The sequence below is a fragment of the Streptomyces sp. HNM0645 genome (assembly GCF_030056615.1).
Lineage (GTDB): Bacteria > Actinomycetota > Actinomycetes > Streptomycetales > Streptomycetaceae > Streptomyces > Streptomyces marianii.
Genome location: NZ_JASHLT010000010.1, coordinates 1 through 12,542 on the forward strand (window position 1 = coordinate 1; position 12,542 = coordinate 12,542).

Below are 12,542 nucleotides of genomic sequence, written 5' to 3' on the forward strand. Positions count from 1 at the left end.
GGCACGGCGGCCGCGGGCCGCGGGGCGGGCGACGGGCGACCGGGGCGCGTACCGGGAGCCGTCCGGGCACTCGGCCGGCTCGCTTCTGGGGCGGTCGCGGCCGCCCTGCGCGGCAGGGCGGTGCCCGCCGTGCTCGCGGTGGCCACCGTCGTCACGACGGGCCTCTCGCTGTGGCTCGGCTACCGGGTGCACGAGCAGCGTGCCGGTGAGGAGCGCCGCCAGGACATCCTGGCCGCGGCCCGCCGGTCGGCGCTGAACTTCACCTCGCTCGACTACCGGCACTACGAGCGGGACAGCGCGAACGTCCTGAAAGGCGCGACCGGCGACTTCAAGGAGCAGTTCGCGGCGCAGACCGCGGAGTTGACCAAGCTCGTCGCCGCGAACAAGTCGGTCTCCGAGGGGCAGGTGCTGGAGGCAGGCGTCGCCCGTGCCGACGAACGCACCGCCCGGGTGCTGGTCGTCGCCGACAGCAAGGTGACGAACTCGGCCGCCCCGGAAGGCCAGTCCCGTACCTACCGGCTCCAGCTCGACCTCGTGCTCGAAGGCGGCCGCTGGCTGACGTCGAACGTCGAGTTCGTCGGCTGACCCGCGCCCGCCGTCGCGCCAGTACGCCCCACAGTGAGGAGAATCCCCGTGGCGAACACGACGACCCGCGGCCGTGGCGCCGGCTCCCCCGCCCGGCGCTCGATGACCGCCGCGGCCCGGGCGGCGGCCAAGCGTGCCGGACAGGCCCAGCAGACCGGGGGCGGCCGGCGGGCGGCGCCCGGCGCGGACACCTCCGGCCGGCCCGCCGACGGCTACGGCGCCGTGGTGTCCGGACGGACCCTGCGCGCCGAGGACCCTCCGGCCGAGGGCACCGAACCCGACTGGGAGGCACCCGACTGGGAAGAGCCGGAGCGGGAGGATCGGGAGCCGGGCGCGGGACCGTCGGCCGGCGCCCCGGCCGGGGAGGACGGCGGCCCGGAGGGCCGGCGCTCCCCGCGGCGCAGGCTGCCGGTCCGCGCGGTACTGGCCGTGCTGACCGTAGCCGGGCTGGTCACGACGGCCGTCCTGGGCACGGCGTACGCGCGCGGCCGGCAGGCCGACGAAGGACGCGCCGGCGCTCTGGCGGCGGCGCGGAAGGCGGCGCCGGCCGTGCTCTCGTACGACCACCGGCATCTGGACCGGGACTTCGCCGCGGCCCGCGGCCATCTCACCGGGCCCTTCCTGGAGGAGTACCGCAGGACGACGACGAAGGTCGTGGCGCCCACCGCGAAGAAGTACCAGGGGGTGGTCACGGCCTCCGTGGTGACACCGCCCGGCGGCGGCAGCCCGGCTGCCTCGGTGGTGTCGGCGTCGCCGGACCGGGCCGTGGTCCTGCTGTTCGTCAACCAGGTGACGCGAAGTACCCGGGTCGACGGGCCCCGGGTGGATCTGAACCGGGTCCGGATGGAGCTGACCCGCACCGCCGGCGGCTGGAAGGTCAGCGCGGTCGACGCGCTGTAGCGCCGGGAGGGCCCCTGCGCCTCCCGGGTGTACGGAGGACGGCCGTGCAGGCCGCCACCGGTCCACCCGGGAGGCCTTTTCGTGCTCCCGGCCGGGCCCGGGCTCTCGTGCCCGCCCCGCACACCCCGGCCCCTCGACCCGTCCCCGTCCCGTACGCCCCGCCTCTCGCCGCCCGTCCGTCCAGACGTACTTCGTCCGCCCGGACGCGCTTCCGCCGCCCTCGCGCCCTCCTCCGTCCGCTCCCGCGCGCCCGGGCACATCTCCGCCGCAGGTCACCGTCCGCCCGAGCCCGCACACCGCTTCCCGTCTCCGCCTCTTCCGGGGCGCCTTCCGTGCCACGGGGTGCGCCGTGTCGTGCCCGTCCCCGCCGAACCCCGGGCCGTCGCCGAAGGGAGGCGGTCCGCATGTCGGTCGGATTGCGGCCCGGTCTTGACAGCTCTCCCCCACGCCAGGCAATCTTCCATTAAGCAGAAATGAGTTTCCGCAATACGGAAGGAGCGCAGCCCCTCATGGGATACACGGACCAGCGCTTCGATGTGAACCTCTCGATCCTCTTCACGGAACTCCCGCTGCTGGAGCGCCCCGCGGCCGCCGCCGCGGCGGGCTTCACGGCGGTCGAGCTGTGGTGGCCCTGGATCGACACCCCCACGCCCGACCAGAGCGAACTGGACGAGCTGAGGCAGGCGCTCGAGGACGCCGGCACCCGACTGGTGGGCCTGAACTTCTACGCCGGCCGGCTCCCGGGCCCGGACCGCGGCGCCCTGTCCGTGCCCGGTGAGGAGTCGGACCGCTTCCGCGCCAACATCGACGTGGCCGCGGACTTCGCCGCCTCGGTCGGCTGCAAGGCGCTCAACGCCCTCTACGGCAACCGGGTCGAGGGCGTGGATCCGGCGGTACAGGACGAGCTCGCCCTGGAGAACCTGGTGACGGCGGCCCGCGCGGCCGACCGGGTGGGCGCGATCCTGCTGATCGAGACCCTGAACCAGCCGGAGTCCCCGCTCTACCCGCTGGTGAGCGCGCCCTCCGCGATCGAGGTCGTGGACAGGGTCAACGCCGCCACCGGCCTCGGCAACGCCAAGTTCCTGCTCGACATCTACCACCTGTCGATGAACGGCGAGGACGTCGCGGCCGTCATCGACGCGTACGCGGCGAAGACCGGCCATGTGCAGATCGCGGACAACCCGGGCCGCGGCGCGCCGGGCACCGGCTCCCTGCCGCTCGAGGAGCTGCTCGACCGGCTGGAGAAGGCCGGCTACGACGGCTGGATCGGTCTGGAGTACAAGGCCGGCGACCGTCCGAGCGCCCGGTCCTTCGACTGGCTCCCCGAGGACGCCCGGCCCGCGCACTGACCTCCGGCCCGCCGTCCGCCGACTCCCTTTCGTACCACCGCTTCAAGAGAGGCACCCCGATGAGCACCCTCGCAGACTCCTCCCCCTCCTCCCGCCCGGACCTGCCCACGATCGCGTGGATCGGCCTCGGCATCATGGGCTCACCCATGTCCGAGAACCTGATCAAGGCGGGCTACCAGGTGACCGGCTTCACCCTGGAGCAGGAGAAGCTGGACCGGCTCACGGCCGCCGGCGGCACAGCCGCCGCCTCGATCGCCGAGGCCGTCGGGGACGCCGACGTCGTGATCACCATGGTCCCCGCCTCGCCGCAGGTGGAGGCCATCGCGTACGGCCCGGACGGGATCCTGGAGAACGCGAAGCGCGGCGCCCTGCTGATCGACATGTCCTCGATCACCCCGCAGACCTCCGTCGACCTGGCGGCGAACGCCGCCGACAAGGGGATCCGCGTCCTGGACGCCCCGGTCTCGGGCGGCGAGGCCGGTGCCGTCGAGGCGGTGCTGTCGATCATGGTCGGCGGCGAGCAGGACGTCTTCGACGAGGCCCGACCGATCCTCGAGGCCCTGGGCAGGACGATCGTCCTGTGCGGTCCGCACGGCTCGGGCCAGACGGTGAAGGCCGCCAACCAGCTGATCGTCGCCGTGAACATCCAGGCCTGCGCCGAGGCCGTCGTCTTCCTCGAGAAGTCCGGCGTGGACCTGCGGGCGGCCCTGGACGTCCTCAACGGCGGCCTGGCCGGCTCCACCGTCCTGACCCGCAAGAAGGACAACTTCCTCGACCGCGACTTCAGGCCGGGCTTCCGCATCGACCTCCACCACAAGGACATGGGCATCGTCACCGACGCCGCCCGCAACGTCGGTGCCGCACTGCCGGTCGGGGCCGTCGTCGCCCAGCTGGTCGCCTCCCTGCGCGCACAGGGCGACGGGGGCCTGGACCACTCGGCGCTGCTCCGCGCGGTCGAGCGCCTGTCCGGCTCGCCGGTCGCCTGACCCGGCAGCCGGGCGAAGGCGCTCGCCGCGCACCCGCCCGGCGCCCTCCCACCGGGCCGCCCGGGCCGGCGGGGAGCCACGTCCACCCGGGTCCACTCCCGAGGCGGCCGTCCACCCCGCTCCGGCCTGGGGCACCCCGCCCCCCCCGGGGTCGCCATCGACCCCCTCAGACGTCCGGGCCGTGGCCGCGCTGACACCTGTCCTGTCGCGCCCAGGCGCAGCCGCGGCCCGGATTCACACCCTTGACTTCAACAAACTGTTGACGTTTTCCCGGACGCGTACTTACGCTCCTGGCACCTCAGCAGCTCCCGCACGGAAGGCCGCCCTCCCACCCATGACGCAGCGCGTGCTTACGACCGAGTCCGGCGCTCCGGTCGCCGACAACCAGAACTCCGCCACCGCCGGCGTCGGTGGCCCGCTCCTCCTCCAGGACCAGCACCTGCTGGAGAAGCTCGCCCGCTTCAACCGCGAGCGCATCCCGGAGCGAGTCGTCCACGCACGCGGCTCCGGCGCGTACGGCTACTTCGAGGTGACCGACGACGTCAGCGGCTTCACCCGGGCCGGCTTCCTGGACGCGATCGGCAAGCGCACCGAGGTCTTCCTGCGCTTCTCCACCGTCGCCGACTCGCTCGGGGGCGCGGACGCCGTCCGCGACCCGCGGGGCTTCGCGGTGAAGTTCTACACCGAGGAGGGCAACTACGACCTCGTCGGCAACAACACCCCGGTGTTCTTCATCAAGGACCCGGTCAAGTTCCCGGACTTCATCCACTCCCAGAAGCGCGACCCGTTCACCGGGAAGCAGGAGCCGGACAACGTCTGGGACTTCTGGGCCCATGCTCCGGAGGCCACCCACCAGATCACCTGGCTGATGGGCGACCGCGGCATCCCGGCCTCGTACCGCCACATGAACGGCTACGGGTCGCACACCTACCAGTGGACGAACGCCGAGGGCGAGGCCTTCTTCGTCAAGTACCACTTCAAGACGAACCAGGGCATCCGCTGCCTGAGCGGCGAGCAGGCCGCCGAGGTCGCGGGCACGGACCCCAACTCGCACCAGACGGACCTGCTCCAGGCGATCGAGCGAGGTGTGAACCCGTCCTGGACGCTGTACGTCCAGATCATGCCCGCGGCCGAGGCGGCGGACTACCGCTTCAACCCGTTCGACCTCACCAAGGTGTGGCCGCACGCCGACTACCCGCTGCAGCGCGTCGGCCGGCTGGTCCTCGACCGCAACCCGGACAACGTCTTCGCCGAGGTCGAGCAGGCGGCGTTCTCGCCGAACAACTTCGTGCCGGGCATCGGGCCTTCGCCCGACAAGATGCTCCAGGGCCGCCTCTTCGCCTATGCGGACGCCCACCGCTACCGTCTCGGCGTCAACCACACACAGCTTCCGGTGAACGCGCCGAAGGCCGTTCCGGGCGGTGCCGACAACTACGGCCGCGACGGGCTCATGGCCACCCGCAACGGCTCCCGCCACGACAAGAACTACGAGCCCAACTCGTACGCGGGCCCCGTGCAGTCGGACGCCGCCCTGTCGGCCCCGCTGGCCCTCTACGGGCACACCGGCACGCACGCCGCACCGCAGCACGCCAAGGACGACGACTTCCACCAGGCCGGTGAGCTCTACCGCCTGATGTCGGAGGAGGAGAAGTCGCGTCTGGTCGCGAACATCGCCGGCGGCCTGTCCCAGGTCTCCCGCGACGACGTGATCGAGAAGAACCTCGCCCACTTCCACGCGGCCGACCCGGACTACGGCAGGCGTGTGGAGGAGGCGGTCACCGCCCTGCGCGAGGACTGAGACTCCGCTCCCCCGACCGCCCCCGCGGCGACCACCACGGCCGCGGCAGCGGTCGGGGGTGCTGAGACCGAGACCGCGTACGCACGCAGACCGGGAGGTTCCGCCTGCGTACGCCGTCCGAACCGCCGGCCCGGATGAGGGGTGGCCGACGGCGAGGACACGGTGCCGGCCGCACGGCCGGCACCCGCCGGAGGACCGCGGCGGCGTGCGAGCCGGTGCGGTGGTACGGGCCGACCCGGCCCCCTTCCAGACCTGAGGGAGGGGCCGGCGGGAAAGCCCATCGCCCCGCCGCGGTCCTGGCGCGACCCTGCCGGACTACGGCCCGGTCGGCGCAACCCTGCCGGACTCCCCGGCTCCCGGGCGCCGGCTCGCTGCGGCTGCGGCTGCGGCTGCGGCTGCGGCTGCGGCTGCGGCTGCGGCTGATCGTTCCACTCATCCGGCTCCGTGAGCCACGTGAGCCCCATGAACCCCGCCCGGCGGCGCGAACGTCCTGTCGCGCCAGCCTCGCACCGTCGGGCGGCAACCACCCTCATCGGCCAGGCACGCAGTGCGGCTTGCAGTGCGCCGTCGCCGTCGCCGTCGCCGACATGGTCCGCCCCGTCACCCGGGGCCGGATCTCGCAGGTGCGGTGACGGGGGCCGGCGGCGCTCAGCGAAGGGTGAGCGGGGTCGGGGATGTGACGTGGGACAGTTTCTCGGGATTGCGGACGTAGTAGAGGCCGGTGATGCGTCCGTCCTCGGTGCCGACCGCCATGACACCGTCGATCTCGCCGTCCAGACGGACGAGGAGTGCCGGGTTGCCGTTGACCACGGTCGGTTCGGTGGTGATCGCACCTTCGACCCTGGAGATGCCGCCGGCGAACATCCGGGCCACCCTATCCGCGCCGGTGACCGGCCGCAGCGCGGCGTGTTTGATGCCGCCGCCGTCGCTGATCAGGACGACCTGGGGGGCGAGCACCTCGAGGAGGGCCTGCGGGTCCCCGGTTTCGACGGCGCGCCGGAAGGACTCCAGCACCGCCCGGCCCTCGTTCGATGAGACCACCCGGCGGGGGCGCCGGGAATCGACGTGCCGGCGGGCGCGGTGGGCGATCTGGCGGACGGCCGCCGGGCTCCTGTCCACGGCGGCCGCGATCTCGTCGTAGCCGACGTCGAAGACCTCGCGCAGCACGAAGACGGCCCGCTCGGTCGGCGACAACGTCTCCAGGACGAGCATCAGCGCCATCGACACGCTCTCGGCGAGTTCGACGTCCTCGGCCACGTCCGGCGCGGTGAGCAGCGGTTCGGGAAGCCAGGGGCCGACGTACGCCTCCCGGTGGCGCTTGATGGTGCGCAGCCGGTTGAGCGCCTGGCGCGTGGTGATCCGGACCAGCAAGGCGCGCTGGTCGCGCACCTGCCCCCGGTCGGCCTTGGCCCATTGCAGCCAGGTCTCCTGGAGGACGTCCTCGGCGTCGGCCGCCGATCCGAGTACCTCGTAGGCGACGGTGAAGAGCAGGTTGCGGTGGGCGAGGAAGGCCTCGGTCACCGGTTCGGTGGCGTCGCCGTTCAACTCTCCCCCCTTCTCCTCGTCCTTCGCGGTCGGCCGTGGCGGCCGACCGCGTTCGCTTGCGTTCACAGCAGGATCCTTCCAGCAAGCACCGGTCAGACTGCCCGATCGGCCGCGGCCGGCGCCTCGGCGCGGTGGGCACGCAGCAGTTCCCGGCGCTTGGCGACGCCTCCCCTTATACGGTGCAGGCGGAACGAACCGGGCTTCCGCGCCTCTCCGGACAGGTGCTGGGGGATCTTCCTGCAGACCAGTTCCTTGATCCTGGCGCCCAGGCCCGCGCCGATGTGCAGCCACACCGCGGCGTCGGACCGGTCGGCGACCTGGTAGATGCCCGCGCTCCGGCCCAGGCTGATGCACTGGGCGTAGAAGCCCTGGTGGAGGTGCTCCGGCTGCTCCCCCGCGAGCCGGCTGAGCAGTGTGTCGGCGGCCCGCGCGCCCAGCGGTGTCGCATTCAGGCAGCTCATCCGCAGTGGCCGACCGGACGGTGCAGCCGAGTCCCCGGCCGCGACGATGCGCGCGTCGTCCACGCTCGTCAGCGTCTCGTCCGTGAGCAGACGGCCCACGGCGTCGGTGCTCAGCCCGCTGCGCGCGGCCAGGTCGGGGACGCCGAAGCCGACGGTCCAGACGGTGACCTCGCTCGGCAGCTCACGGCCGTCTGCGAGCCGCACGGCGTGGCGGGTCACCGCCGTCACCTTCGCGCCGGAGCCGTCGACGACCGTCACACCGAGCTCGGCCAGCCGCTTCGCGACCGAGCGCCGGCCACGCGTGTGCAGGTACGGGCCGAGAACTCCGCCGCAGACCAGCGTCACCCGGCGCCCCCGCTCCGCCAGTTCGGCGGCGGTCTCGATGCCTGTGGGACCGGCGCCGACCACCGTCACCGGGACCGTCGCGGGCGTGGCGTCGAGCACCGCACGCAGCCGCTGCGCCTCCTCCAGGGTGGCGAGCGGGCGGGCGAACTCGACCGCCCCGGGCACGCTCGGTTCGGCGCTGCCACTGCCCACGGCGTAGATCAGGTAGTCGTAGTCGAGCGTGCCGCCGGCCGCGAGCGTCACGCTGCGCTCGGCCGCGTCGATGCGGGTCGCGGTGTCGACCACCAGCCGGACGCGCCCGGCCAGGACGTCCCGGTACGCGACGACCGCGTCGTCGGACCCGCCCACCAGCTGGTGCAGGCGGACCCGGTGGACAAGGTCCGGACGCGGGTTGATCAGCGTCACGGTCACGTCGTCGCGCATCGTCATCCGATTCGCGGCCATGACGCCCGCGTATCCGCCACCGATCACGACCACGTGCGAGTTCCCCGTCATGATTCCTCCTCCGGTTCCGGGTGTTCGGCCTTAAGTCACCGCATCGTCGGCCGTTGTGACAGAGTGTGATTCAGATCACTTCACCGGCTCGACGGGAGCCGCCCCCGCGCCTGCTCGCCGGTGCGGTCGGGCCGCGGCCCCGGGAGGGCGACCCGGCGACCCGGCGGCGCGGCGACCCCCCGGCCACAGAGGCCGACGAGGCGGTTCACGACCGGCGCCGGCCGCGGGAGTGGCCGCCGGCGCCGGCGGCCGGCGACGGGGCACCCCCGGCGACCGCCGCGATGATGCACCCGGCCCCGAGCACGGCTCCGGCAGGCGGGCCCCTTCCCTTTGCCCACCCACCGACCCCTGGGCGGAATACCCCTAGGGGGTATATTGTCGGAGTGTTCGCAACCCCGGGGCCGCTGGTCAATCCGGCGGGAACTACGGGACGACGGGAACGACGGGAAACGAGGACGACGCGTCATGGACCACACCTCTCAACACGCCGGTGCCACGAACGACCGGGCCGAGTACCGGGCCCCCGGCTCGCCCGGCGGCCACGATGACCACCCGGGCCACCGGCACGGCGGCACCACCTGGGGCACCGCGGCGAAGGCCACCCTGCACTGCCTGACCGGCTGCGCCATCGGTGAGATCCTCGGGATGGTCATCGGCACGGCTCTGGCCTGGGGCAACGCTCCGACGATGGTGCTCGCGATCACGCTCGCGTTCCTCTTCGGCTACTCGTTCACGATGTTCGCGGTGCGGCGCGCGGGCGTGGACCTCAGGAGTGCCTTCAAGGTCGCGCTGGCCGCCGACACGGTCTCGATCGCCGTGATGGAACTCGTGGACAACGGCATCATCGCCCTGGTCCCGGGGGCGATGGACGCACACCTGTCGGACACGCTGTTCTGGTCCTCGCTGCTGGGCGGGTTCGTCGTCGCCTTCGTGGTCACCACCCCCGTCAACAAGTGGCTGATCGGCCGCGGCAAGGGCCACGCGATCGTCCACGCGTACCACTGACATGCCTTGCGCCTTCCGCCTCTTCGTGACTCGGCTCCCCCTCCACGGAAGGGGAGCGGCAACGGGCCGCCGGTCTCCGGCGGCCCGTTGCCGTGCGGCCGGTCCGCCGACGTGGGCCGGCCGCGCTGTCGTGCGCCGGCCCGGACGACCGCGGCGAGCCGACGCCGCCGCACTGCCACCGGCCGCCTGCCACGCGCCACCGGCCTCGGGTGCGTGAGCGCCTCACCGCTCCCGCGGCCGGTGCGCGACGGAACGGGGCCCCGCGGTCGCCACCGCCTCTTCGGACGGAACGGCGCGGGCTCCCGGCCCGGCCGCGTCCCGGATCCCCGCGGGGCTCCCGCTCACGGCCCGTGTCAGGGCACGCCGCCCCCGCTTCCTCAGTCCGCCGGACGGAAGCCCCTCAGGCGCAGGCTGTTGCCGACGACGAAGACCGAGGAGAAGGCCATCGCGGCGCCCGCGATCATCGGGTTCAGCAGTCCCGCCGCGGCCAGCGGAAGCGAGGCGACGTTGTAGGCGAAGGCCCAGAAGAGGTTGCCCTTGATCGTGCCGAGCGTCCTGCGCGACAGCCGGATCGCGTCCGCCGCCGCCCCCAGGTCGCCACGCACCAGAGTCAGGTCCCCCGCCTCGATGGCGGCGTCGGTTCCGGTGCCCATCGCCAGGCCGAGATCGGCCTGGGCGAGCGCGGCCGCGTCGTTGACCCCGTCGCCGACCATGGCCACCGTCCGGCCCTCCTCCTGCAGACGCCGCACCACGTCGACCTTGTCCTCGGGCATGACCTCGGCGACCACCCGCTCGATGCCGAGTTCCGACGCGACCGCCTCGGCGACGGCCTTGTTGTCACCGGTCAGCAGGATCGGCGTCAGCCCGAGGGCCCGCAGTCGCCGCACCGCCTCGGCGCTCGTCGGCCTCACCGCATCGGCGACCTCCAGGACCGCCCGCGCCTCACCGTCCCAGGCCACGATGATCGCGGTCCGGCCCGCGGCCTCCGCCTCCGCCCTGGCCTGGTCCAGCTCGGCCGGGAGGGCGATGGCCCACTCGGCGAGAAGCCGTTCGCGGCCGACGAGGACGGCATGCCCGTCGACGACGCCCTGCACGCCGAGGCCGGGGAGGTTCACGAAGTCCTCGGCCGCCGGGAGCGCCCCGACCTGCTCGACCGCCCCGGTCGCCACGGCCTGGGCGATGGGGTGTTCGGAGGCGTGTTCCAGTGCCCCGGCCAGCCGCAGGGCCTCGGTCTCGACGGTCCCCTGCGCGGTGTGGACACCGAGGAGGGTCATCCTCCCGGTGGTCACCGTGCCGGTCTTGTCGAGGACGATCGTGTCGGCCCTGCGCGTGTTCTCCAGGACCTCGGGTCCCTTGATCAGGATGCCGAGCTGGGCGCCGCGCCCCGTGCCCACCATGAGCGCGGTGGGCGTGGCGAGTCCCAGCGCGCAGGGGCAGGCGATGATCAGGACGGCGACCGCGGCCGTGAACGCCGCCGTCCACCCCGCCCCGCTGCCGAGCCAGAAACCGAGCGTGCCCAGGGCCAGGACCATGACGGCGGGCACGAACACGGCGGAGATCCGATCAGCCAGCCGCTGCGCCGCGGCCTTGCCGTTCTGCGCGTCCTCGACCAGCTTCGCCATCCGCGCCAGCTGGGTGTCCGCGCCCACCCGGCGGGCCTCGACGACGAGACGGCCGCCGGCGTTGAGGGTGGCTCCGGTGACGGGGTCGCCGACGGACACCTCCACGGGTACGGACTCCCCGGTGAGCATGGACACGTCCACGGCGGAGGAACCTTCGACGACGGTGCCGTCGGTGGCGATCTTCTCGCCCGGGCGCACCAGGAAGCGGTCGCCCACGGCCAGTTCGGCGACGGGGACCAGTTGTTCCCCGCCGGCGCGCAGCACGGTCACGTCCTTCGCGCCGAGTTCCATCAGAGCCTTCAGCGCGGCGCCGGCCCGGCGCTTGGAGCGGGCTTCGAAGTACCGGCCGGCCAGGATGAACGCGGTCACGCCGGCGGCGGCTTCGAGGTAGATGTTGCCCGCGCCGTCGGTGCGGGCGATGGTCAGCTCGAAGCCGTGGGTCATGCCCGGCTCGCCCGCGGTGCCGAAGAACAGGGCCCACAGCGACCACAGGAACGCCGCCGAGGTGCCGACCGAGACGAGCGTGTCCATGGTGGCGGCCCCGTGCCGGGCGTTGGTGAAGGCCGCTCGGTGGAACGGCCAGGCCGCGTACGTCACCACGGGCGCCGCCAGGGCGAGCGAGAGCCACTGCCAGTACCGGATCTGCAGGGCCGGGACCATCGCCATGGCGACGACGGGCACCGACAGCACCACCGCGGTGATCAGCCGCTGCCGCAGCGGGCGCAACCCGTCCTCCGCCCCCGCCCCGGCGTCACCGGGTTCGGTGCGGGTGCGGGGCGGCGGGGGCTCGGTCGCGGTATAGCCGGTGGCCTCGACGGTGGCGATGAGATCGCGGACGGAGACCTCGTCGCCGCGGTAGGAGATCTTCGCCTTCTCTGTGGCGTAGTTGACCGTGGCCTCCACACCGTCCATGCGGTTGAGCTTCTTCTCGACACGGGCGGCGCACGAGGCGCAGGTCATGCCGCCGATCGCGAGTTCGACCTCGGCGGTGCCGTGGACCGTGGCAGTCATCCCTGCTCCTGGGCTCGTGGATGGGGCGGGGCCGGCCGCCGACGGGGCTCCCCTCGTCCGGCGCCCGATCCTCCTGAGAACTATACCCCCTAGGGGTACATCTCGACGTCGACGCCATACATACCCCCTACCGGTATCCGACCGCAAGCTCCGTTTCCACGACGGGGGACGCGCCGAAGCTCGCCGTCGCCTCCCGGGATCTGCTCGGCCACCGGCGTCCGCATCCCGCGCGAGTCCCCGACGGCGTCCGGAGCGCACCGGGCGACCTGCCGCCCACCGGGCCGGCACCGGCGAGCGGGGCTACCGGCATCGAGCTGCGGACCCGGGGCGAGCACACCCCGGTCATCGTGGACGAGCACCCGCTGCGGGGCTCCGGCGGCACCGTGCACGTGGCGCCCCGGAGGTGTTCGCCCGGCTGCGCACCGCAGCCTGATCGCCAA

9 protein-coding genes are annotated in these 12,542 nt (G+C 73.2%); 6 read left to right on the forward strand and 3 right to left on the reverse strand.

The window, feature by feature from the left end; translation table 11 throughout:
- Positions 1 to 120: 120 nt before the first annotated feature.
- The 5 genes from QMZ92_RS08255 (at position 121) to QMZ92_RS08275 (ending at position 5,618) form a co-directional block, all read left to right on the forward strand.
- Positions 121 to 585 carry an Rv1363c family protein gene (locus tag QMZ92_RS08255; protein WP_349307713.1) on the forward strand — a complete coding sequence of 155 codons (465 nt, stop codon included), beginning with the start codon at positions 121 to 123 and terminating at the stop codon, positions 583 to 585.
- A gap of 48 nt (positions 586 to 633) precedes the next feature.
- A complete protein-coding gene (locus QMZ92_RS08260; RefSeq protein WP_283296580.1) occupies positions 634 to 1,485 on the forward strand; it encodes a hypothetical protein in 852 nt (283 codons plus the stop codon).
- 509 nt (positions 1,486 to 1,994) lie between these two features.
- On the forward strand, positions 1,995 to 2,834 hold the full coding sequence (locus QMZ92_RS08265) for a TIM barrel protein (RefSeq protein ID WP_283296581.1): 840 nt from the start codon (positions 1,995 to 1,997) through the stop codon (positions 2,832 to 2,834).
- 59 nt (positions 2,835 to 2,893) lie between these two features.
- Positions 2,894 to 3,820 (forward strand): 2-hydroxy-3-oxopropionate reductase, encoded by a 927-nt coding sequence (locus tag QMZ92_RS08270; protein ID WP_283296582.1) that lies wholly within the window; start codon positions 2,894 to 2,896, stop codon positions 3,818 to 3,820.
- 334 nt (positions 3,821 to 4,154) lie between these two features.
- Positions 4,155 to 5,618 (forward strand): catalase, encoded by a 1,464-nt coding sequence (locus tag QMZ92_RS08275; protein ID WP_283296583.1) that lies wholly within the window; start codon positions 4,155 to 4,157, stop codon positions 5,616 to 5,618.
- 648 nt (positions 5,619 to 6,266) lie between these two features.
- Here QMZ92_RS08275 and QMZ92_RS08280 read toward each other — a convergent pair.
- Both QMZ92_RS08280 and QMZ92_RS08285 read right to left on the reverse strand, forming a co-directional pair.
- Complete coding sequence (locus QMZ92_RS08280; protein ID WP_283296698.1) at positions 6,267 to 7,163, reverse strand: RNA polymerase sigma-70 factor; 897 nt, start codon at positions 7,161 to 7,163, stop codon at positions 6,267 to 6,269.
- Between the two features lie 92 nt (positions 7,164 to 7,255).
- Positions 7,256 to 8,464: an NAD(P)/FAD-dependent oxidoreductase gene (locus QMZ92_RS08285; protein WP_283296584.1), complete on the reverse strand. Its 1,209-nt coding sequence runs from the start codon at positions 8,462 to 8,464 to the stop codon at positions 7,256 to 7,258.
- A 465-nt stretch (positions 8,465 to 8,929) separates the two neighbouring features.
- On the opposite strand from QMZ92_RS08285, the gene QMZ92_RS08290 reads away from it, so the two are divergent.
- Complete coding sequence (locus tag QMZ92_RS08290) at positions 8,930 to 9,469, forward strand: DUF4396 domain-containing protein (RefSeq protein ID WP_283296585.1); 540 nt, start codon at positions 8,930 to 8,932, stop codon at positions 9,467 to 9,469.
- A gap of 377 nt (positions 9,470 to 9,846) precedes the next feature.
- On the opposite strand, the gene QMZ92_RS08295 is transcribed toward QMZ92_RS08290, so the two are convergent.
- Positions 9,847 to 12,102 carry a heavy metal translocating P-type ATPase gene (locus tag QMZ92_RS08295; RefSeq protein ID WP_283296586.1) on the reverse strand — a complete coding sequence of 752 codons (2,256 nt, stop codon included), beginning with the start codon at positions 12,100 to 12,102 and terminating at the stop codon, positions 9,847 to 9,849.
- Positions 12,103 to 12,542: the final 440 nt, after the last annotated feature.